Below are 22,261 nucleotides of genomic sequence, written 5' to 3'. Positions count from 1 at the left end.
TCAGAAGCGTTTCGCGTTCTCTGCTGACAATTCGTCCGGCGCGTCCATGCAACCCCGTCAGAACGGCGCCGATCAGTGGATCGGCACCAGTCCGGCCAGTGTGCGCATGTCGTCGAACAGGATGCCGCCGGCTCGCATCAAGCCGTCACGGTCGCTGTAGGGATCGCCATGATAGGAAAATACCCGCATGCCGGCGGCGATGCCGGCCTGCGTGCCGGCGACGCTGTCCTCGATGACAATGCAGTCGGCAGGCGCAAAGCCCATCGTCTTGGCCGCATGCAGGAACAGGTCCGGAAACGGCTTGCCGCGCGCGACCATGGTCGAGGAAAACATCGCATGTTCGAACAGCGGCAGCAGGCCGGTCTGGCCAAGCGTGATGTGCATTTTCGACACCCTGGCCGAGGTGGCGACGCAATAGGCGATGCCGGCCGCGCGCACAGCCTCGACGAACTCCCGGACATAGGGAATCGCCTCGACCCCATGGGCGAACAGGTCCGGCAGCCCTGCATTCCAGCGCTCGACGAAGTCTGCGCCGAGCCTGACGCTGGTCTCTTCTTCGATCTGCTTCTGCACTGAGACCATGCTGCGGCCGGAGAAGTTCTTGCGGCAATATTCAAAGCTGGTGGGATACCCGGCTTCGCTCAGCCATTCGGCGAGACGCCGGTTGGCCAGGTTCTCGGTATCGACCAGAATCCCGTCGCAGTCGAAGATGACAAGTTTCGGTATGTTCATCAGGCCGTGCCGGTCGAGCCGAACCCGCCCGAACCGCGCGCCGTGCCGCCGGCCAGGGCGCGCTCTTCGACGCCCGCCTGCGTCACCGCGGCGAACACCATCTGGGCGATGCGCATGCCGCGCGTCACCGCAAAATCCTCGTCGCCGAGATTGACCAGCAGCACCTTCACCTCGCCGCGATAGTCGCTGTCGATCGTGCCCGGCGTGTTGAGGACGGTCAGCCCGTGTTTGAAGGCAAGGCCGGAGCGCGGCCGCACCTGGCCTTCCATGCCTTCAGGAATTTCCAGGATCAGTCCGGTCGGCACCAGCGCACGTTTTCCCGGCAGGATCAGCAGCGGCCGATCGTCGGGCACCGCCGCGCGCAGGTCCATGCCGGCGGCGCCGGGGCTTTCATAGGCAGGGAGGGGGAGTCCTTCCGCATGCGGTAACCTTACGAAGCCGACGGTCGGACCGATGACGGAGGAATTTTGGATGGCTGCGCGCATAAAATCGATCCTATCGGCGCGATTGCCGATTCGGTCAATTCGCCCGCGACCCTATCAACGGCTTTCTTTCGGGCATCACTATGGCCGGAGCCAACCCTTAGCGCACTTCCATCGGCACCACCGTCGTCTCCTTGATCTCCTCCATCACGAAGGACGCCGAAACGTCCGACAGCGCCACCTTGGCGATCAGCCGCTGGTAGAGCCGGTCATAGGCCTTCACGTCGGCGACGCGGGCGCGCAAGACATAGTCGAGGTCGCCGGACATGCGGTAGACTCCCGTGATCTCGGAAAACCCGGTCACCGCCGCCCGGAATTTCTGCAACCACTCGGGATCATGATTTGAGGTCCGAACCAGGATGAACACGGAGAGGCCGAGCCCGAGCTTCTCGGCATCGACCAACGCCACCCGGCCGGTGATGACGCCATCCTCCTCCAGCCGCTTGACGCGTCGCCAGCAGGCGTTGCGCGACAACGCCACCCGCTCCGACAGCTGGTCGACCGACAACGTGCCGTCGCGTTGCAATTCGGCGAGCAATTTCCGATCGATTTCGTCGATTTCGATGGCCATGTGGGATGTTTGTCCCACGAACAAGCAAAATACAAGGACATTTTGAGACCGATGAACCGACGAACCGTGCCAGGATACCCCTATCGAGAACTTGAAGCGCTGAAGGGGAAGCAACATGTCGGTCGCACGGATTTTCACCTCCCATCCGGCCAAGGTCGGCGAAACCTATTTCGGTCACATGGCCTTTGCCGCCTGGTTTTCCTCGCGCCTGCTGACGGCCGCCGGGGCCGCCCTCGTTCACGCTTTCTTGCCATTTCTGTTCGAGACTACCGCCAGCCGAATCGTCCGCGAACTTTACGAGCGGACGCACAACAGAGGTTCGCACGCGGTCAAGGAGCCCAAGGCCCTTCCGGACCGCGCCTAGGAACGGAAGAAGCGATGTGCCGGTGGGCGGCCTATCTCGGTGAAGCGGTCTTCCTCGAAGACATCCTCACGGCGCCCTGCCACTCGCTGATCGCCCAGAGCCATTGCGCCGAGGAAGCCAAGTCGCCGACCAATGGCGATGGTTTCGGCCTTGCCTGGTATGGCGACCGGTCCGAGCCCGGCCTCTACCGCGACATCCTGCCGGCCTGGTCCGATCCCAATCTGAAGAGCTTGTGCCGACAGATCAAATCCGGATTGTTTCTCGCCCATGTGCGCGCCTCGACCGGCGGCGCCACCAGCCGCATGAATTGCCATCCCTTCATCTCGGGCCCTTGGTCGTTCATGCACAACGGCCAGATCGGCGGCTTCGAGAAGATCCGCCGCGCGCTGGAAAATTCGCTGTCCGACGCCGTCTTCGACCAGCGCGAGGGCACCACCGATTCCGAGCTGTTTTTTCTCCTGATGATCGATGAAGGGTTGGCCGCCGATCCGCAAGGCGCCGTCGCTTGTGCCACCAGCCGCGTGCTGGAGGCTTCGCGGCGTGCCGGCATCGAGCCGGCGCTGAAGCTGACGGCCGCCTTTTCCGACGGGCAGGCGCTCCACGCGGTCCGCTACGCCACGGATGACCACGCGCCCACCCTCTATACCGCCGCCAAGGGCGGCGGCCGCTGCATCGTCTCCGAACCCTTCGACCGTGAAGGCGGCGACTGGCAGGCGATCCCGCCATCGAGCTTCGTCACCATGACCAGGGATGGCGTGAATATTCAGCCGTTTGCGCCGGCCCCGGCGAAGCTGGCGCTGGCCGGGTAGCCTCCTCGCGGCGCGAATTGCCGTAGAGAGCCGTCCACCAAGCTATTGAGCGAACCGACCCAATCCATAGGACGCCAGCAGCGGATCGCGCTCGCCGTCGAGGATTTCGCGCGCCGCGAACAAGCCGACCGCCGGCGCCAGCGTGATGCCGGAATGCGTGACCGCGATGTAGAGGCCGTCCATGCCCTCGGCGCGGCCGATGATCGGGAAGCCGTCGATCGGCGTCGGCCGGTAACCGACCGTATGGAAATCGAGTTCCAGGCCATCGCCGCCGCGCAGCATGGCTTGCACCGCCGCAAACAGCTCGCGCGCCGTCGCCGCCGCATCCATCCCCGGGTCGGCACCGCCAAAATCAGACCCGGCGATGATGCGGCCTTGCGCCGTCTGGCGCATGTGCAGCCGCTCGGCCAGCACCAGACCGTTGAGCAATTTTCTGTAAGGTCGCGAATAGACGATCAGGCCGGGCGGCATTTCGATCGGTAGCCTTATGCCGGCCGTCGCGGCAATCTCCGGCGAGCCGGCGCCGGCCGCGATCACCACCTCGTCGGCTGCAAACAGCCCATGCGACGTGTCCACGCCCGTCGTCCTGCCGCCGGTTTGGACCAACGCCGTAACCGTGCTGGAGACGAAGCGCGCACCGCGCCGTTCGGCGTCGGCCAGCAGCGCGTTCGTCGCCGCGACCGGCTCGGCGACACCCTCCTCGGCGACATGTAAGGCAAAGTCGGGAAGCCCGGCGAGATTGGGCTCGATGCCGACCGCGCCGGCGCGGTCGACCCGCCTGATGCCATAACCCCAGGACGAATGCTCCGCCGCATAGGCCTCCAATTTGTCCGCCGGCAAGTCCCAGCACAGCCCGCCGCACCAGGCGAGCGGAAGGCCGGGCAGGTCCTGCGCCAGCCGCGACCATTCCGCCATGGAGCGGATGCGCAGCCAGAAATACGATTCCGGATTGCCCCAGCTGGCATTGATCCAGGCAAACGAGTTCGGCGTCGCCACGCCGCCGGCAGCGCTGTCGGCAATGACCGTCACCTGCGCGCCCGCCTTGGCCAGGTGCCAGGCGATCGAGGCGCCGATGATGCCGGCGCCGATGACGATCACTTTCTTGCTCATGCAGGATCTCCATCGAACAGGTCTTCTGATGCCATCGCGTCGTCCCTATCTCAAGAGCCGGCGGACCAATCCGGGCAAATCTGTTCGACAGGCCGGGAAAGCGCTGCTAGAAGCCCGCGCCACAGACAGGATTCCATAAATTGGCTGAAGACATCGAACAGGCGGTATCGCGCCGCCGTACTTTCGCGATCATCGCCCACCCGGACGCCGGCAAGACGACGCTCACCGAAAAGCTGCTGCTCTTCGGTGGCGCCATCCAGCTTGCCGGCGAGGTCAAGGCCAAGAAGGACCGCATCCAGACCCGGTCGGACTGGATGAAGATCGAGCGCGAACGCGGCATTTCGGTCGTCACCTCGGTGATGACGTTCGAGTATGAGGACAACGTCTTCAATCTGCTCGACACGCCCGGCCACGAGGATTTCGCCGACGACACCTACCGCACGCTGTCGGCGGTCGACTCGGCGGTCATGGTCATTGACGCCGCCAAGGGCATCGAACCGCGCACGCTGAAGCTGTTCGAGGTCTGCCGGCTGCGCGACATCCCGATCATCACCTTCGTCAACAAGATGGACCGCGAGAGCCGCGATCCCTTCGAGATACTGGACGAAATCGAGCAGAAGCTGGCGCTCGATACCGCGCCCATCACCTGGCCGATCGGCCGCGGCAGGACGTTTTCGGGCACTTACCACCTGGCGCTGAACGCCGTGCGCAAGGGCGATGACGAGAAGGAACGCACTCCGGTCAACGGTCCCGATTCCAACCGCGTCGCCGGCCTGTTGCCGGAAAACGAGCGCGAGGCCTTCATCGAGGAGCTGGAACTCGCGCGCGAAGCCTGCCGTCCGCTCGACATCGACGCCTTTCGCGAGGGCCATCTGACGCCGGTCTATTTCGGCTCGGCGCTGCGCAATTACGGCGTGCGCGACCTGATCGAGGCGCTCGGCGCTTTCGGGCCGCCGCCGCGCGCGCAGGATGCCGACACCCGGATGGTGGAGGCGACCGAGGAGAAGATGACCTCCTTCGTTTTCAAGATCCAGGCCAACATGGATCCCAACCACCGCGACCGCATCGCCTTCGTGCGCGTCTGCTCGGGCAAGCTCGAGCGCGGCATGAAGGCCAAGCTGGTGCGCACCGGCAAGCCGATGAGCCTGTCTGCGCCGCAATTCTTCTTCGCCCGCACCCGCGTCACCGCCGACGAGGCCTTTGCCGGCGACGTCGTCGGCATCCCCAACCACGGCACGCTGCGCATCGGCGACACGCTGACCGAGGGCGAGGAAATCCTGTTCCGCGGCGTGCCGAACTTCGCCCCGGAAATCCTGCGTCGTGTGCGCCTCGGCGATGCGATGAAGGCCAAGAAGCTGAAGGAGGCGCTGCACCAGATGGCCGAGGAGGGCGTCGTGCAGCTGTTTTCGCCCGAGGACGGCTCGCCGGCCATCGTCGGCGTCGTCGGTGCGCTGCAGCTCGACGTGCTGAAGGAGCGGCTGAACTTCGAATACACGCTGCCGGTCGAATTCGAGATGTCGCGTTTTTCAGTCTGCCGCTGGATCTCGGCTGACGACAAGACGGAAGTGCAACGCTTCATCGAAGCCCATCGCGGCGACATTGCCCGCGATCTCGATAACGACCCGGTGTTCCTCGCCCAGCACGCCTTCTCGCTGAATTACGAGGCCGAGCGCTGGAAGGCGATCCGCTTCGCCACGATCAAGGACTACCAGGTCCGCGACAAGGCGGCTTGAGGCGCGGTCTTCCCTTCTCCCCGCTCACGGGGAGAAGGTGCCCGAAGGGCGGATGAGGGGCAGCGCCGGCCTCAAAAATCAATGGACAGCCCTGCCCTTCGCAGGCTCAGGGCGTTCGAAGCTCGGAAAGCCCAGCAATTGGCTTTCCGTCCGCTACGCGGACCACTTCTCACCCCTTCGCCGCCTCTTCGATCTTGGCGATGTCGATCTTGCCCATCTTCATCATCGCACTCATCACCCGGCCGGCCTTTTCCCGGTCCGGATCCTGGAGCAGGCGCGGCAGCTGTTCCGGCACGACTTGCCAGGAGACGCCGAACTTGTCCTTCAGCCAGCTGCACGGGCCGGGCTCGCCGCCCTCGGTGAGCCTCTCCCAGAAATAGTCGACCTCTTCCTGCGTCTTGCAGTCGATCGACTGCGACATCGCCTCGTTGAACTTGAATTGCGGTCCGCCGTTGAGCGCCTGGAACGGCACGCCGTCGAGCTCGAACGTGGTCAGCAGCACTTTGCCTTCATCGGCGTGGCCCTTGGGCCAACGCATGACGCTCAGCACCTTCGAATTCTTGAAGATGGAGACATAGTGGTTCATCGCCTCTTCGGCCTGTCCATCGAACCACAGGCAGGTGGTGATCTTTTGCATGTCGTGCTCCTCGGTTGCTTCTTGCTGCTACAATGGAACGGCTGTCTGAGAAAATGGTCCCACTCCCTTGCCGTTGATCCAAGGACGGGCGCCCGGTAGGCGATCCGACACGGAAGGCCATCTTTTTTCGCAAACTCTGAATTTTTCTGGAGAATCTGGCGCATTGCAAAAATGTGGCCAGACAATAATTGCCGGTCTATAACGCCTGCGATCCATATTCAGGGCCGCGACGCTCCGCATCGGGCGCAGCCAGCCAGCTAAGGAAAGTTCATGCCTGCCTATCGCTCCCGCACCACCACCCATGGCCGCAACATGGCCGGCGCCCGCGGCCTCTGGCGCGCCACCGGCATGAAGGACAGCGATTTCGGCAAGCCGATCATCGCGGTGGTCAACTCCTTTACCCAGTTCGTGCCGGGCCACGTCCACCTGAAGGATCTCGGCCAGCTGGTCGCGCGCGAGATCGAGAAGGCCGGCGGCGTCGCCAAGGAATTCAACACCATCGCCGTCGATGACGGCATCGCCATGGGCCATGACGGCATGCTCTATTCGCTGCCGTCGCGCGAGCTGATCGCCGATTCCGTCGAGTACATGGTCAACGCCCACTGCGCCGACGCCATGGTCTGTATCTCCAATTGCGACAAGATCACGCCCGGCATGCTGATGGCCTCGCTGCGCCTCAACATCCCGACCGTCTTCGTCTCCGGCGGGCCGATGGAAGCGGGCAAGGTGGTGCTCGCCGGAAAGGCGCAGGCGCTCGACCTGGTCGACGCCATGGTCGCCGCCGCCGACGACAAGATCTCCGACGAGGACGTCAAGGTCATCGAGCGCTCCGCCTGCCCGACCTGCGGTTCCTGCTCGGGCATGTTCACCGCCAATTCGATGAACTGCCTGACCGAAGCGCTCGGCCTGTCGCTGCCGGGCAACGGTTCGACACTAGCGACGCACGCCGACCGCAAGCGGCTGTTCGTCGAGGCCGGACACTTGATCGTCGATCTCGCCCAACGCTATTACGAGCAGGACGACGAGACGGCGCTGCCGCGCAGCATCGCTTCAAAGGGCGCGTTCGAGAACGCCATGACGCTCGACATCGCGATGGGTGGCTCGACCAACACCGTGCTGCACATCCTGGCCGCGGCGCATGAGGGTGAGGTCGACTTCACCATGGAGGATATCGACCGGCTGTCGCGGCGGGTGCCCGTGCTGTGCAAGGTGGCGCCGGCCAAGTCCGACGTGCACATGGAGGACGTCCACCGCGCCGGCGGCATCATGGCGATCCTCGGCCAGCTCGACCAAGCCGGACTGATCAACCGCGACCTGCCGACCGTGCACACATCAAGCCTCGGCGAGGCGCTCGATCATTGGGATATTTCGCGCACCTCAAGCCAGAACGTGCGAGATTTCTTCCTCGCCGCGCCCGGCGGCGTGCCGACGCAGGTCGCCTTCAGTCAGGACCGCCGCTGGGACGAGCTCGATCTGGACCGCGAGACGGGCGTTATCCGCTCGGCGAAGACACCTTTTTCCAAAGACGGCGGCCTTGCCGTGCTCAAGGGCAACCTGGCGCTCGACGGCTGCATCGTGAAGACGGCCGGCGTCGACGAGTCGATCCTGAAATTCACCGGCCCGGCGCGGGTGTTCGAAAGCCAGGATGCCTCGGTCAAGGCGATCCTGTCGAATGAGATCAAGGCCGGCGACGTCGTCGTCATCCGCTATGAAGGACCGCGCGGCGGCCCCGGCATGCAGGAAATGCTCTATCCGACCAGCTATTTGAAATCGAAGGGCTTGGGCAAGGCTTGCGCGCTGATCACCGACGGGCGCTTCTCCGGCGGCACGTCGGGGCTCTCGATCGGCCATGTCTCGCCGGAAGCCGCCGAAGGCGGCACGATCGGGCTGGTGCGGGAAGGCGACACGATTGAGATCGACATCCCCAACCGCTCGATCCGCCTCGCCGTGAGCGATGAGGAGCTCGCCAGCCGCCGGGCGGCGATGGCGGCCAAGGGTGCCCTGGCCTGGAAGCCCGAAGAAAAACGCAAGCGCAAGGTGACGACCGCATTGCGCGCCTACGCCGCCTTCGCCACCAGCGCCGACAAGGGTGCGGTGAGGCACGTTCCGGAATAGCGCTCGAATCGGCCAGGTTCGTGCTGCCCCTCATTGTCCTGCCGGACATTTCTCCCCGTAAGTGACGGGGAGAAAGGGCTATAACCAAAGATTTCGCCAATTGTAGACGTTGCAAAAATGGCGGCGAGGTCGCAGCATCTCCCTTCTCCCCGTCTCTATACGGGGAGAAGGTGCCGGCAGGCGGATGAGGGGCGGCGCCACGTGGCAAGATTTTTCGCCCGCCGCGATCACGGCGGCAGCCGACAGGTGCTGATTCTTCGGGGACGACACAGATGGATTTCGACCTTATCGTTCGCGGCGGCACATTGCCTGACGGCAGGGTTGCCGACATCGGCATCGTCGGCGAGACGATCGCGACGATCGAGCCGAAGCTCGATGGCAACGCCGGCACGACGATTGACGCGCGGGGCAATCTGGTCTCTGCGCCGTTCGTCGACCCGCACTTCCATATGGATGCGACGCTTTCCTACGGCATTCCGCGGATAAACGCCTCGGGCACGCTGCTTGAAGGCATTGCTCTGTGGAGCGAACTGAAGCCGCTTCTGACGCATGAAGCGGTGCGCCATCGCGCGCTCGCCTATTGCGACTGGGCGGTGTCGATGGGATTGCTCGCCATCCGCACCCATGTCGACGTTTGCGACGACAGGCTGCTGGCGGTCGAGGCGCTGCTCGATGTCAAGAAGACGGTGGCGCCCTATATCGACCTGCAATTGGTCGCCTTTCCGCAGGATGGGCTCTACCGCTCGCCCGGTGCACGGGAAAACACCATCCGCGCGCTGGATCTGGGTGTCGATATCGTCGGCGGCATTCCGCATTTCGAGCGCACCATGGCCGACGGCACCCGCTCGGTGACCGAGCTTTGCGAGATCGCGGCAAAACGCGGCCTGATGGTCGACCTGCATTGCGACGAGACCGACGACCCGCTGTCGCGTCACATCGAGCAACTGGCCTATGAGACGCAGCGTCTCGGCCTTCAGGGCAAGGTGGCCGGCTCGCATCTTACTTCGATGCATTCCATGGACAATTACTACGTCTCGAAACTCCTGCCGCTGATCGCCGAGGCGGGCGTCTCCGTCATCCCCAATCCTTTGATCAACATCATGCTGCAGGGGCGCCACGACACGTTTCCCAAGCGCCGCGGCATGACGCGGGTCAAGGAGATGCTGGCGCTGGGCATCCGCGTCGGCTGGGGCCAGGATTGCGTGCTCGATCCCTGGTATTCGCTGGGCACCGCCGACATGCTCGACGTCGCCTTCATGGGGCTTCACGTCGCCCAGATGTCGAGCCCTGCCGACATGGCGCGCTGTTTCGACATGGTCACCAACGTCAATGCCGCCATCATGGGGCTCGATCATCTAGGCCTCGCCGTCGGCAAGCGCGCCAGCCTGGTCGTCCTCGACGCTGGCAATCCGGTCGAGGCCATTCGCCTGCGCCCTGAACGCATTTGCGTCATCGCCAGGGGCAAAGTGGTGGCGGAACGAACCAGGCAGGACACCCGGCTTGCCATCCCCGGCAGGCCGGCACTGGTGAACCGGCGGCACACATCGTCCTAGACCCAGCCGATTCCCGGCGCTGGCCTTGCCGATTCCCGGATTTCTCCTCGTCAAAGCGGCCGCTTCCGTCTACGACGCGGCTTGGACAGGCAAGGGATCGGCATGACGCAACCCGTGGCGCAGAATACCACAATCAGGAACGTGCTTCTGGCCGGCATTCTGCTGATGCTGGCCGGCGACTTCCTGTTTGCGCTCAACGACGCCATGGGCAAATGGCTGGTCGCCAGCTTTTCCGTCGGCCAGGTGGTTCTGATCAGGTCGATCGGCGCGTTTTTCGTGCTCGGTCCGATGATCGCCCACCAGGGCGCCGCCAAGCTGTTCCGCATGGAAAGGCCCGAATTGCAGGTCCTGCGCGTCATCATGACCACGCTCGATACCGGGCTCTTCTATGCCGCCGTCGTCTATCTGCCGCTTGCGGATGTGATGAGCTTCTATATGGCCGGGCCGATCTATGTGGCGGCACTCTCGCATCTCCTGCTTGGCGAGAAGGTCGGCTGGCGCCGCTGGATGGCGATCCTGCTCGGCTTCTGCGGCGTGCTGATCATGCTCAAGCCCTCCTCGGCGGCTTTCTCGCTGTCGTCGGGCTTCGCGCTGGCGGGCAGCGTTGCCTTCGCCTTCGCCATTATCCTCAACCGGCGCTTGCGCGGCACCAGCGACACCAATCTGGTGACATGGCAGACCATCGGCACGCTAGTGGTCGGCGGCGCCCTGACCATCGGCGCCTGGCAGACGCCGTCGGCGCTCGATTTCGGCGCCATGCTGCTGCTCGGCATCGTCTCCTGCGGCGCCCATCTGATGATCACGCGGGCGCTCAAGCTGGCGCCGGCCTCGACGCTGGCGCCGCTGCACTACACGCTGCTTCTATGGGCGGTGGTCTTCGGGCTGGCGTTCTTCGGCGACGTTCCCGGCCCGCGCATCCTCATCGGCTCGGGCATCGTCGTGCTGGCTGGCCTGTTCATCTTCCACCGCCAGAAAGTGGTCGACACGACGGTGCCGCCTGAAAACGTGCCGAAGGGTGTGAATTAGCCCTCGCGGATCGTTGCCAGGTGCCGCGAAAATTCCGGCGTCTCCATCAGCGCCTTGCAGCGCGCGAAGCGGCCGTCGGCATAGGCCCGAAAATCGTCGACAGGATTGTGATTGGCGAGTTGGATCAGTCCCCACAGCGTCCACAACAGGTCGCACATCGCCTTGTAGATGACGATGCGCCCTCGCTCCGCCGGTTTCGCCTCGCCGCCGAAATAGGCGCGGATCATCTCCTCGTCCTGCGCGGCATCGAACTTGCCTTCGACGGAGAGGTCGCCAAGATCCCAGAGCGGATCGTTCATTCCTGAATATTCCCAGTCGACGATCCACATCCTGTCACCCGCATCGAGAAAATTCTCGCACAGCGGGTCGCAATGACAGGCGACGACGGGCAGCGGGTGGGCCGACAGCGCCGCGCGCACGCCACCGGCCTCGCGCACCACGTCGTGATAGCCGGCGGGCAGGGCGACCTCCTTGGTCGACAGCACCTTCAGATAGTCATCGATCATCGCGAACAGTTCGAAACGGAACGGAAACACCGCACCGGACGAATGCAGCTTGCGGAAGGCCGCTCCCGCACGCGCCGGGCTGCCCGGCCGAACCCTGAATTTTTCCGGCGACATGGTTACGGCGCCGGCGATGAAGCGCGTCACCATCACGCCGGTGCCCGGATCGACATGCAGCACCTCGGGGCTGACACCTGCCTTAGCCGCTTCGCGCGCCGCCACCGCCTCATTGGCGCGGTTGATATATTCCTCGGTGCCTTTGCCTGGAATGCGCAGGCAGAAGTCCCCGGCCTTGAAAACCAGGTTGGTGAGGCCGCCAAGCCGCTCCAGCGTCCCGTTATAGCCGGCCAGCATGGGAATGGCGGCAAGTTTTGTCCGTGCCTCGTCCATTGTCATGCCCGCTCCCCCGCTGTTATTTGTCGCAGAGACGGTTCCACAAAATTCGTGCTTTGGCTATCATCCGTGCGAGACCAATTTAGGGCATGGCGGACAGGACGAAAGTGACCGACAGCAAGCATAAGGGCGCGCTTGGCGCTGCCTACGCGGCCAAGCGCCCGGAAGACGTGGCGGCGCTCTATGACCGTTGGTCGCAGACCTACGACAGCGACATGTCGGCCGCCGGCTATCGTCATCCCACCATCTGCCTGGCCTTGCTGGCAAGGCATCTGCCGCGTGGCTCGGCCCCGCTGCTCGATGCCGGGGCCGGCACCGGGCTCATCGGCGAATGGCTCGACATTGCCGGCTATCCCGAGGTCGAGGCGCTCGACATCTCGCAAGGCATGCTGGATCAGGCAGAGCGCAAGGGCGTCTATTCGGCCCTGCATTGCCTGGCGCTTGGCGGGCCGCTGCCCTTTGCCGACAATGCCTATGCCGGGGTGATCTCGGCCGGCGTCTTTACCTCGGGCCATGTCGGTGCCGAAGGGCTGGACGAACTGATCCGCATCTGCCGGCCGGGCGGCGTGATCGTGCTGACGGTCAAGAACACGATCTGGGATCTGGGCTTTAACGCGCGGGTCGCGGAGCTGGAGGCGCAGGGGCTGGTCACCCGCATCGAGGAAACGCGCCCGTACGTCTCGATGCCGGGCGAGGCCGACACGGTGCCCAGCCGCTGCCTCGCCTTGCGTGTGAACTGATCAGGCTTTGATCCTGTTCCCGGCCGGATCATACATCGGCTCGAGATGGATCTTTGCCGGCGTGCGCTGCATCGCCACGACCAGCTCATAGCGGCCCGAGGCGAGAAAATCGTCGCTCACGCCGTCGGCATTGCGCACATAGCCGTAGCCGATGTTCTTCTCCACGGTGTAGCCGTAGCCGCCGCTGCTGAGATAGCCGACCGGCTCGCCATTGCGCAGGATCGTCTCGCGCCCGACGAGCACGATGTCCTGATCGTCGACCGTGAAGCCGGCGAAACGCTTCTTCAATGGCCCGCCAGTGATTTTCTCCAAGGCGCGCCGCCCTACGAAATCCGTGTTCTTGCGAAGCTTCACCGCCCAGCCGAGGCCGGCTTCCAGCGGCGTGTCGTTGGGGGTGATATCGGAGCCCCAGGCGCGATAGCCCTTTTCCAGTCGCAGCGATTCCAGGGCCCGGTAGCCGACCGGGCGGATATCATGTTGCTTGCCTGCCGACATCAACGCGTCGAAGATCTCGCCGGTTGCGGAGATCGGCACGTGCAGCTCCCAGCCGAGTTCCCCGACATAGGTGACGCGCAACGCCCGCACGGTGTGGCCGGCAACGACAATCTCGCGGGCATGGCCGAATGGGAAACCGCTGTTGGAAACGTCGGCATCGGTCACGCCGGCCAGCACTTCGCGGGCGCGCGGTCCCATCAGCGACAGCGTGCCGAAATCCTCGGTGACGTCGGTGAGCGTGATGTCGAGCTCCTTTTCGACATGGTCGCTGATCCAGGACAGGTCATGGGTGCGGAAGCCCGTGCCGGTAACGATATAGAACCTGTCCTCGCCGAACCGCGACACGGTGAGATCGGCCTCTATGCCGCCGCGCGTGTTGAGAAGCTGCGTATAGGTCAGCCCGCCGGCCGGCTTGTTGACGTCGTTGGCGCAGATCCAGTCCAGCGCCTTCGGCGCGTCGGGCCCGGTCAGCTCGTATTTGGCGAAGGACGACTGGTCGAAGATGCCGACCTTCTCGCGCACATGGCGATGTTCGTCGCCGACGGCTGAAAACCAATTCTGCCGGCCCATGGAATAGACGTCACGCGGGTCGACGCCTTCGGGGGCGAACCAGTTCGGCCGCTCCCAGCCGAGCTTCGAACCGAACACGGCGCGATGCTGTTTCAGCCTGTTGTACAGCGGCGAAACGATGCGCGGCCTGCCGGAAAGATACTCCTCATGCGGAAAGCCGATCGTGTAGTGCTTGCCATAGGCTTCCAGCGTGCGCTCGCGGACCCAGTGCCGGTCGCGGTGCAGGCTGGAAAAGCGCCTGATGTCGACGACCCACAGATCGAACGGCGCCTCGCCATCGACCACCCATTGCGCCAGCACCCAGCCGGCGCCGCCGCCCGAAGCGATGCCGAAGGCGTTGAAGCCGGCGCCGACGAACATGTTGGCGCATTCGGGCGCCACGCCGAGGATGAAATTGCCGTCCGGCGTGAAACTCTCGGCCCCGTTGATCATCTGCTTGACGCCGACGGTTTCCAGCGCCGGCACGCGCGCGATCGCCTGGCTCATATGCTGTTCGAAATGATCATAGTCGTCGTCGAACAGCCGGAACTCCCAGTCATTGGGCACGTCGCCTCCGGGGAGATCTGTCGTCCAGGCCTGCGGGTTTGGCTCATAGCCGCCCATCACCAGCCCGCCGACCTCTTCCTTGAAATAGGTGCGCCGGTCCGGGTCGCGGATGGTCGGGACATCGGTCGCCAGACCGTCGATCTTCTCGGTGACGATAAACTGGTGCTTCACCGGCTGCAGCGGCACGTTGATGCCGGCCATGGCGCCAACCTGCCGTGCCCATTGTCCTGCGCAGTTCACCACCTTGTCGCAGGCGATGTCGCCCATGTTGGTCTTCACCGCAATGATGCGGCCGCCTTTGATCTCGAAGCCGGTGACGCGCACTTCCTCGTAAAGCCTTGCGCCATGCATGCGCGCGCCCTTGGCCAGCGACTGGGTGACGTCGGATGGGCTCGCCTGACCGTCGGTCGGCAGCCAGGAAGCGCCGACGAGATCGCCGGTTTCCATCAGCGGCCACATGTTCTTGACCTCTGCCGGCGACAGCAACTCCATGTCCATGCCAAAGCTCTTCGCTGTCGTCGCCAGCCTCTCGTACTCGGTCCAGCGGTCGGCATTGGTGGCAAGGCGCAGGCACCCGCTCATCTTCCAGCCGGTGGCAAGGCCGGTCTCGGCCTCCAGGCCCTTGTAGAGGTTGACCGAATATTTGAGCACGCGGGTGATCGAGGCCGACGAGCGCAGCTGCCCGACCAGGCCGGCGGCGTGCCAGGTCGAGCCCGAGGTCAGCTTGCCCTGTTCGAGCAGCACCACATCTGCCTTGTGGTCGCGGGCCAGATGGTAGGCCGTCGAGCAGCCGATAATGCCGCCGCCGATGACGACGATCGCTGCCTGGGTTGGCAAGGTCATGAATTCAGGTCCCGTATTTTGTCCGGTAGTTTTCCAGCGCGGCATCGAGCCGCGTCAGGTTCTCTTCCGTGTAGGCGACGTAGTCGATGCCGGGCACGTCGAGGTAGAGTTCCGAAACCATGCTCCACATCGCCTCGCGCAGCAGCGAGGCGCATTGCATGGCCGCATGCGAGCGGCGGATCGCCTCGTCCGGCTCCTTCATGAAATAAGCGGTCAGGAAGGCGAAGGATTCCTCGTCGCTCATGCCGGCGTTCGAGGCGACGCCGGCAAGGTCGAACATCGCGGTATTGAAGCCGGCATATTCGAAGTCGATCAGCCATAGCCTGCTGCCGTCGTCGAGAATATTCGCCGGCAAAAGATCATTGTGGCCGAACACGATCGGCAGCAGTTTCTGGGCGCGTTCGAGCTCGTCGGCCAGCATCAGCAGACGCGGCAGGTCGCTCGCCTTGCGGCTGCCGGCGTCCTCCAGCGTGCGCGCATAGTCGCGGATGACGTGGAACACCCAGAACATGAAGCCGGCACCGGAGACGTGGTTGGGCATCTCACGGTGGAAGCCGCGCATCAGGGCGGCGACACGGCCGAGATTGGCGCGCACGTCCTCAGCCAGACAGGTCTTGGCGCCGAGATACTCCGTCACGAGAATGCCGGGTTCGGCATGGCGGACCGCCGGCGCGAAACCGGCGGCATGCGCGGCGCGTGCGGTCATCACCTCACGCTCGCGAAAGACGTGGTGGAAGGGATAGTCCCTGCCGAAACGCACGACATGCCTCCCGGCCGCGTCCTTAACCCGATAATTGGCATTGCTCAGCCCGCCGGGCAGCGGCTCGATCTCGACGCTGCCTGTCCAGCAAGGCAGGGCGCGGATGCGGTCCTCGGCCGTCATGAATTCGCCCTTCGTCCGGCAAGGCGCCGACGGGGCGGCACCACCGTGGCGACCCGCCGTTTGTCCGGACGCTCGTTCTGGCAAAGACCTCGCCGGCGCGGCATTCGGGATCGGTATCCCGCGCCGCACCGACGAGCCCCACGTGCCGGGCTCTTCGAGGCCGGCATCCGCCCCCGCGGATGAGAAAATTCTTCCAGTCGCCCTCGCGTCAGGCAGTTTCCAGACCTTGGGGCACACAAATTCGGATCAGGCTCCGCTATCGCTTTTCCGTGGCAGTGCGAGCCTGACACGGCATCAGTGTCACGCCGGGTAAGCCACGTTGTCAACGAGATTCTGTGGCTTTTTCTGCTTTCCTGCCCGTATTCTTTCGAGATTCCTTGTAATATGCGGCAGATTTGCCATAGAAGCGGTCACTGCATCATGGCGCGACTGGAAATGACCCGATGAGCCATTCCAAGCGGCACGGCGAAATCCTGCGGTTTCTGCAGGAGGAAGGCACCGTCACCATCGCCAGCCTGGCCGACCGGCTAGGCGTCTCGCTGGAAACCGTTCGCCGCGACGTCAAGCCCCTCACCAGCGACGGCTCGCTCCTGAAGATGCATGGCGCCGTCGGCCTGCCGTCGACGATCGGCGAAGCGCCGTTCGAACGGCGCATGCGCGAGAACGCCGAGGCCAAGCGCCTCATCGCCCGCATGGTCGCCGCCACCATCCGTGACGGCGAATCGATCATGCTCGACACGGGAACGACCACCTCGTTCCTGGCGCGTGAACTGCTCGGCCATCGGCGGCTGACGGTCGTCACCAACTCATCCGACATCGCCCGCACGCTGGCCACCGTCAACGGCAACAAGGTCTACATGGCCGGCGGTGAGCTGCGCAGCGATTCCGGCGCCGCCTTCGGCGCCTCGGCCATCGACTTCGTCAGCCGCTTCTCGGTCAGCCATGCGGTGATCTCGACGGGTGCCGTCGATGCGGTGACGGGTGTCATGGATTACGATCTCGACGAGGCCGAGTTCGCCCGCATGGTGCTGTCGCGCGGCCAGCGTTCGCTCGTCGTCACCGATCATTCCAAGTTCGGGCGCCAAGGCCTGGTCCAGGTCTGCGGCTTCGATGGCTTTTCCGAGCTCGCCACCGACCGGCCGCCGCCGCGCGACATCGCTGCCGGCCTGGCGCAGGCCGGCGCGCGGCTCAGCGTCGCGGGCGAGGCAGCCTGAGCTAACCGAATACCAGCGACTGGTGGGCGCATATGCCGGCGAAGGCGCCGCCCGATACGGCGAAGGCGATGTTGTGCATCGCGCGTGACGCGTCCCCGGCGGCGTAGACGCCGGGAACCGTCGTCTGCTGCCTGTCATCGATTGATATCACCGGGCCAAGGGGACCGTCCGTGAAGCCGCAACCGAGCTGTTCGGCCACCGGGCTCGCCATTGTATTGCGCGGCGCGGTGAATATCGCGCGAACCCCCGCCTTTCGGCCGCCGTCGAGGATCACCGTCAAGCCGCCCGCGCCATCCTCCCGCAGTTCGGCGACCGCAGCGGGTTCGAACCTCACATTCTTGCCTTCCAGGACAGACATCTGTTCGGCATCGGGCTCGATCAGGCGATTGCCGAACAGCGTGACGTCGCCCCAGTCGGCGATCAACTGCGCCTGATGCTGGGACATGGGCCCGGTCGCCAGCACGCCAAGCGGCCCGCCGGAAACCTCGTAGCCGTGGCAATAGGGGCAGTGCAGCACGGTCTTGCCCCACTGCTCGGCAAGCCCGGGAACTTCCGGCAGGATGTCGCGCACGCCGGTGGCCAGAACCAGCCGCGCGGCGCCAAAGGTCTCGCCGCCCTCTGTGCTGATTTCGAAGTCGCTGCTGCTATTGGCGACCGCCTTGTCCGCACGTCCCTTGACAAGGCGAGCCGTCGGATAGGCTAGCAACTGCCGTCTTGCCTCCTCCAGGATGGCGCCTGGCGTGCGCCCGTCTTGGCCGAGGAAGCCGTGCGAATGCGCGGCGAACCGATTTCGGGGCCGGCCGGCGTCGATCACCAGGACGTTGCGCCGGGCCCGGGCCGCCTGGATGGCGGCGGACAAGCCGGCAAAGCTGCCGCCGACGACGGCAAGATCATACTGCATGGCTGGAGACTCCGATGAGGTCGTAACGGCGGCGGAAGTCGGCGGTCAGGTCGGCCAGCGTGATACGGCTGAGCTTCTCCGCCAGCAGCTTCTCCGCCGCGATCCGAAAATCGTCGAGGACGGCGATGACGGCCTGCTCGACAAGGCAGCCGGGGCTCTCCGGCTCGGTGCCGAACTGCAGCAGCGTCTCGCCAAGCGCGGCGCTGATTTCGGCCAGCGAGATCTCGTCGGGCGGGCGCCCGAGCAGCCAGCCGCCGCCATGTCCGCGTGAAGAGGTGACGATGCCGGCATCCCGCAACCCCGCGATGGTGCGGCGCACCACGACCGGATTGGTATGGATGAAGGTGGCAAGCTGCTCCGAGGTCAGCGCCCGCTCGGGCTTCTCGGCCATGTGGACCAGAATGTGCAAGGTGGAAGACAGCCGGCTGTTGCGTTTCATGTAACTTATTTAGTTACAATTCTGGGGGCCGTCAAGTTGCCGATCCGTTTCCACTTCCCAGTGTCGTCCCCGCCGTGTTTAGTCCGGCCATGGCTTTCACCATCCGCCAGTTGCAGTTCTTCATCGCCGTCGCCGAGCAGGGCACGGTGTCGGGTGCCGCGCAGAACCTCTCCATTTCGCAATCCTCGGTCACCGAAGCGATCAAGGAACTCGAAGGCGATCTCGGCGTCGAATTGTTCGACCGCCATCCGCGCGGCCTCAACATCACCCACAAGGGCCACCAGTTCCTGCGTCACGCCACCAAGATCCTGGCCGATGTGTCCGATGCGCGCCGCGCCTTCCTCGGCGAGCAGGCGACAGCGGGCGGCCGGCTGCAGCTCGGCGTCACCTCGCTGGTCGCCGGCTATGTGCTGTCGGACCTGCTTTCCCGCTACCGCCGTGCCTATCCCGGCGTCGAGGTCTCCGCCATCGAGGACAATGGCGACTATCTCGAGCATCTGCTGATCGGCGGCAAGCTGGACATCGCCGTGATGGTCACGTCCAATCTGCGCGACCGAACCGCGCTGCAATCCGAAATCCTCGAAGTCTCGGCTTACCGCCTGTGGCTGCCGCTCGGGCATCCGCTCGCCGGCGCCGACATCATCGGCATCGGCGACATCGCTTCGGAGCCGCTGATCATGCTGACCGTCGACGAGATCGAGGAGAACACCGGCAAGCTGCTGACGGCAATCGGCGCCAAGCCGCATGTCGCCTTCCGCACCCGTTCGGTCGAAGCGGTGCGCAGCCTTGTCGCCACCGGCGCGGGCGTGGCGCTGCTGCCCGACCTCGTCTACCGGCCATGGTCGCTGGAAGGCGACCGCATCGAATCGCGCGACGTCTCCGGTGCCCTACCCGTCGTCCAGGTCGGGATGGTCTGGCGCCGCGGCTCCGGCCTGCCGCAGGCTGCGCGCGATTTCATCGGCCTCGCGCAGTCGCAGCGCATGGTTCGCCAGCGCCCCGACAAGAACGGCCGCTGATCTATCGGAAAAACCGATATCCCCCTTCTGATAAATGAATTTGCGAAACCGGGATTTTCACAGCACCTTCGCGTCAGGGAACAAAGCCGCCGCCGAAGCGCGGGCCCTATCAATGGGAGATCGACGATGAATTCATTCCTGAAGTCATGCACTGCATTGACGGTCGCGCTGACCTTCTCCGGCCAGGCCATCGCTCAGGTCACGGAACTCGGCAAGGGTGAAGGCGAGGTCAATATCGTCGCCTGGCCGGGCTATATCGAGCGTGGCGAGACCGACAAGGGCTATGACTGGGTCACCGCCTTCGAGAAGGAAAGCGGCTGCAAGGTCAACGTCAAGACCGCCAACACGTCGGACGAGATGGTCTCGCTGATGAACGAGGGCGGCTTCGACCTCGTCACCGCTTCGGGCGATGCATCGCTGCGCCTCGTTGCCGGCAAGCGCGTGCAGCCGATCAATACCGATCTCATCCCGAGTTGGAAGACGGTCGACGACCGCATCAAGGACGCCCCCTGGTTCACCGTCGACAAGGTGCATTACGGCGTTCCCTACCAGTGGGGGCCGAACGTGCTGATGTACAATACCGATGTCTTCAAGGAAGCGCCCAAGAGCTGGAACATCGTCTTCGAGGAGATGAAGCTGCCGGACGGCAAGTCCAACAAGGGCCGCGTCCAGGCCTATGACGGCCCGATCCACATTGCCGATGCCGCCAACTACCTGATGTTCCACAAGCCGGAGCTCGGCATCAAGGACCCCTATGAGTTGAACGAGGACCAGTACAAGGCCGCGCTTGAGTTGCTGCGCGTCCAGCGCACGCTGGTCGGCCGCTACTGGCACGACGCCGCCATCCAGGTCGACGATTTCCAGAACGAAGGCGTGGTTGCCTCCGGCTCGTGGCCATACCAGGTCAACACGCTGATCGCGGCCAAGAAGCCCATCGCCTCGACCGTGCCGGAGGAAGGCGTCACCGGCTGGGCCGACACCACTATGATGGAGGCCGACGCGGCACATCCGAACTGCGCCTATATGTGGCTCGAACACTCGCTTTCGCCCAAGGTGCAGGGCGACGTCTCGGCCTGGTTCGGCTCGCTGCCGGTCGTCCCCGCCGCCTGCAAGGGCAACGAGCTCCTGACCGACGAAGGCTGCAAGACCAACGGCTACGAAAACTTCGACAAGATCAAGTTCTGGAAGACGCCAGTGACCAAATGCGCCACCCAGAACGACCAGTGCGTGCCCTATTACCGCTGGGTGTCGGACTATATCGGCGTCATCGGCGGGCGATGATTTTCTTCACCCTCCCCTTGTGGGGAGGGTCGACGCGCAGCGTCGGGGCGGGGCGTCGCGGCGGTCTGTGCCAGAGCACCCCACCCGCGACTTCGCCGCGACCTCCCCCATCGAGGGGAGGTAAGTGGCGCGCGCGTTCGCCGTCCAGCCATGATTGCGGGCGACCGAAGAGAACCCAATCGGCAAGAGACTGACACCCCATGACCTCAGCCGTTTCCTTTCAAAAAGTCTCGCGCCATTTCGGCAGCGTGCGCGCCGTCGACACGGTCGACCTCGAAATCGTACCTGGCGAGTTCTTCGCCATGCTCGGGCCGTCCGGTTCCGGCAAGACGACCTGCCTGCGCCTCATTGCCGGTTTCGAGCAGCCGACGGCGGGTTCGATCTCGATCTTCGGCGAGCGCGCCGAGGGCGTTCCGCCTTATCGCCGCAACGTCAACACTGTCTTCCAGGACTATGCGCTGTTCCCGCATCTCAATGTGCTCGACAATGTCGCCTACGGATTGATGGTCAAGGGCGTCGGCAAGGCCGGGCGGCACAAGGCAGCGGAAGAGGCGCTGTCGCTGGTCAGGCTGCCCGGCTACGGCGCCCGCCGCCCCGGCCAGCTTTCCGGCGGTCAGCGCCAGCGCGTCGCGCTGGCCCGCGCACTGGTCAACCAGCCCAAGGTGCTGCTGCTCGACGAGCCGCTCGGCGCGCTCGACCTCAAATTGCGCGAGAACATGCAGGAAGAGCTGAAGTCGCTGCAAAAGGCGCTCGGCATAACGTTCGTCTTCGTCACCCACGATCAGGGCGAGGCGCTGTCGATGGCCGATCGCGTCGCCGTCTTCAACGACGGCAGGATCATGCAGATCGGCACGCCGGAAGATATCTACCAGCGGCCGAGCACCCGCTTCGTCGCCGATTTCGTCGGTTCCTCCAACGTGCTGCCGCCGGATTTCGTCCAGCGTTATTGCGGCCAGCGCGGCTGGGGCAGCCTGCGCCCCGAATCCATCCGCGTCGGCCGCGCGGCGAGCGGCGAGGGCGTCGCCGCGCGCCTCGTCTCAACTAACTATCTCGGGGCGACCACCAGGCTGGCGCTCGATGCCGACGGTCTGAAATTGCACGCCATCGTGCCTGCCGGCACGGCCTTGCCCAGGGAAGGCGAGGCGGTGGTGCTCACCTTCAACCGCGAGAGCCTGCATTTGATGGACGAGCCGGTGTGATGAAGGCTTGCGCGAAGCACCCCCCTCTGTCCTGCCGGACATCTCCCCCTCAAGGGGGGAGATTGGCTGCCCTTTCGGGTTTCGCCAATTTCCAACGTCGCAGAAT

Annotated in this window: 21 protein-coding genes; 11 read left to right on the top strand and 10 right to left on the bottom strand. The window is 64.5% G+C overall.

What is annotated here, in order from left to right; genetic code table 11:
- Window positions 1-72: 72 nt before the first annotated feature.
- From FJ426_RS01905 to FJ426_RS01895, 3 genes are all read right to left on the bottom strand, one after another.
- Window positions 73-732 carry an HAD family phosphatase gene (locus tag FJ426_RS01905; protein WP_181167621.1) on the bottom strand — a complete coding sequence of 220 codons (660 nt, stop codon included), beginning with the start codon at window positions 730-732 and terminating at the stop codon, window positions 73-75.
- Entirely contained in the window at window positions 732-1,217 is a 486-nt protein-coding gene (gene dut / locus FJ426_RS01900; protein ID WP_140559736.1) for a dUTP diphosphatase, read from the bottom strand. Before dut ends, FJ426_RS01905 begins: the two co-directional genes overlap by 1 nt.
- A 97-nt stretch (window positions 1,218-1,314) precedes the next feature.
- Window positions 1,315-1,785, bottom strand: a complete 471-nt coding sequence (locus tag FJ426_RS01895) for an Lrp/AsnC family transcriptional regulator (protein WP_140497095.1) — start codon at window positions 1,783-1,785, stop codon at window positions 1,315-1,317.
- Window positions 1,786-1,900: 115 nt separating this feature from the next.
- On the opposite strand from FJ426_RS01895, the gene FJ426_RS01890 reads away from it, so the two are divergent.
- Window positions 1,901-2,149, top strand: a complete 249-nt coding sequence (locus FJ426_RS01890; RefSeq protein WP_140512988.1) for a DUF6356 family protein — start codon at window positions 1,901-1,903, stop codon at window positions 2,147-2,149.
- A gap of 14 nt (window positions 2,150-2,163) precedes the next feature.
- A complete protein-coding gene (locus FJ426_RS01885; protein ID WP_140559735.1) occupies window positions 2,164-2,958 on the top strand; it encodes a class II glutamine amidotransferase in 795 nt (264 codons plus the stop codon).
- A gap of 42 nt (window positions 2,959-3,000) precedes the next feature.
- On the opposite strand, the gene FJ426_RS01880 is transcribed toward FJ426_RS01885, so the two are convergent.
- Entirely contained in the window at window positions 3,001-4,068 is a 1,068-nt protein-coding gene (locus tag FJ426_RS01880) for an FAD-binding oxidoreductase (protein WP_140824716.1), read from the bottom strand.
- 140 nt (window positions 4,069-4,208) lie between these two features.
- Between FJ426_RS01880 and FJ426_RS01875 the strand changes: the two genes are divergently transcribed.
- Entirely contained in the window at window positions 4,209-5,801 is a 1,593-nt protein-coding gene (locus FJ426_RS01875) for a peptide chain release factor 3 (protein WP_140550224.1), read from the top strand.
- Between the two features lie 169 nt (window positions 5,802-5,970).
- Here FJ426_RS01875 and FJ426_RS01870 read toward each other — a convergent pair whose 3' ends face one another.
- Entirely contained in the window at window positions 5,971-6,438 is a 468-nt protein-coding gene (locus FJ426_RS01870) for a VOC family protein (protein WP_140497085.1), read from the bottom strand.
- A 270-nt stretch (window positions 6,439-6,708) separates the two neighbouring features.
- On the opposite strand from FJ426_RS01870, the gene ilvD reads away from it, so the two are divergent.
- From ilvD to FJ426_RS01850, 3 genes are all read left to right on the top strand, one after another.
- The gene (gene ilvD / locus FJ426_RS01865) at window positions 6,709-8,553 is read left to right on the top strand and encodes a dihydroxy-acid dehydratase (RefSeq protein WP_140559734.1); all 1,845 of its coding nucleotides are present in this window, start codon (window positions 6,709-6,711) and stop codon (window positions 8,551-8,553) included.
- Between the two features lie 272 nt (window positions 8,554-8,825).
- Window positions 8,826-10,106, top strand: a complete 1,281-nt coding sequence (locus FJ426_RS01855) for an amidohydrolase family protein (protein ID WP_140559733.1) — start codon at window positions 8,826-8,828, stop codon at window positions 10,104-10,106.
- 102 nt (window positions 10,107-10,208) lie between these two features.
- Window positions 10,209-11,132, top strand: coding sequence for a DMT family transporter (locus tag FJ426_RS01850; RefSeq protein WP_140559732.1), 924 nt, complete (start codon window positions 10,209-10,211; stop codon window positions 11,130-11,132).
- Here the strand turns inward: FJ426_RS01850 and FJ426_RS01845 are convergent.
- Window positions 11,129-12,031 carry a phosphotransferase family protein gene (locus FJ426_RS01845; protein WP_140559731.1) on the bottom strand — a complete coding sequence of 301 codons (903 nt, stop codon included), beginning with the start codon at window positions 12,029-12,031 and terminating at the stop codon, window positions 11,129-11,131. The genes FJ426_RS01850 and FJ426_RS01845 overlap by 4 nt on opposite strands.
- A gap of 104 nt (window positions 12,032-12,135) precedes the next feature.
- Here FJ426_RS01845 and FJ426_RS01840 point away from each other — a divergent pair, with 104 nt between their 5' ends.
- Complete coding sequence (locus tag FJ426_RS01840; protein ID WP_181165288.1) at window positions 12,136-12,768, top strand: class I SAM-dependent methyltransferase; 633 nt, start codon at window positions 12,136-12,138, stop codon at window positions 12,766-12,768.
- Here the strand turns inward: FJ426_RS01840 and FJ426_RS01835 are convergent, their stop codons facing one another.
- Both FJ426_RS01835 and FJ426_RS01830 read right to left on the bottom strand, forming a co-directional pair.
- The gene (locus FJ426_RS01835; protein ID WP_140559730.1) at window positions 12,769-15,222 is read right to left on the bottom strand and encodes an FAD-dependent oxidoreductase; all 2,454 of its coding nucleotides are present in this window, start codon (window positions 15,220-15,222) and stop codon (window positions 12,769-12,771) included.
- 4 nt (window positions 15,223-15,226) lie between these two features.
- Window positions 15,227-16,105 (bottom strand): phosphotransferase family protein, encoded by an 879-nt coding sequence (locus tag FJ426_RS01830; RefSeq protein WP_140497071.1) that lies wholly within the window; start codon window positions 16,103-16,105, stop codon window positions 15,227-15,229.
- A 443-nt stretch (window positions 16,106-16,548) separates the two neighbouring features.
- Here FJ426_RS01830 and FJ426_RS01825 point away from each other — a divergent pair, with 443 nt between their 5' ends.
- Window positions 16,549-17,319: a DeoR/GlpR family DNA-binding transcription regulator gene (locus FJ426_RS01825; RefSeq protein WP_140497069.1), complete on the top strand. Its 771-nt coding sequence runs from the start codon at window positions 16,549-16,551 to the stop codon at window positions 17,317-17,319.
- 1 nt (window position 17,320) lies between these two features.
- Here FJ426_RS01825 and FJ426_RS01820 read toward each other — a convergent pair whose 3' ends face one another.
- On the bottom strand, window positions 17,321-18,220 hold the full coding sequence (locus tag FJ426_RS01820) for an NAD(P)/FAD-dependent oxidoreductase (protein WP_140559729.1): 900 nt from the start codon (window positions 18,218-18,220) through the stop codon (window positions 17,321-17,323).
- Window positions 18,210-18,659: an Rrf2 family transcriptional regulator gene (locus FJ426_RS01815; RefSeq protein ID WP_140523665.1), complete on the bottom strand. Its 450-nt coding sequence runs from the start codon at window positions 18,657-18,659 to the stop codon at window positions 18,210-18,212. Before FJ426_RS01815 ends, FJ426_RS01820 begins: the two co-directional genes overlap by 11 nt.
- Window positions 18,660-18,748: 89 nt before the next feature.
- On the opposite strand from FJ426_RS01815, the gene FJ426_RS01810 reads away from it, so the two are divergent.
- The 3 genes from FJ426_RS01810 (at window position 18,749) to FJ426_RS01800 (ending at window position 22,155) form a co-directional block, all read left to right on the top strand.
- Window positions 18,749-19,675 carry a LysR substrate-binding domain-containing protein gene (locus tag FJ426_RS01810; protein WP_140513010.1) on the top strand — a complete coding sequence of 309 codons (927 nt, stop codon included), beginning with the start codon at window positions 18,749-18,751 and terminating at the stop codon, window positions 19,673-19,675.
- Between the two features lie 126 nt (window positions 19,676-19,801).
- Window positions 19,802-20,956, top strand: coding sequence for an ABC transporter substrate-binding protein (locus FJ426_RS01805; protein WP_140559728.1), 1,155 nt, complete (start codon window positions 19,802-19,804; stop codon window positions 20,954-20,956).
- A gap of 200 nt (window positions 20,957-21,156) precedes the next feature.
- Window positions 21,157-22,155, top strand: coding sequence for an ABC transporter ATP-binding protein (locus FJ426_RS01800; protein WP_140559727.1), 999 nt, complete (start codon window positions 21,157-21,159; stop codon window positions 22,153-22,155).
- Window positions 22,156-22,261 lie beyond the last annotated feature (106 nt).

This window comes from Mesorhizobium sp. B2-6-4, from assembly GCF_006441495.1.
Taxonomy (GTDB): domain Bacteria; phylum Pseudomonadota; class Alphaproteobacteria; order Rhizobiales; family Rhizobiaceae; genus Mesorhizobium.
This window is presented reverse-complemented; position numbering and strand designations above follow the sequence as displayed.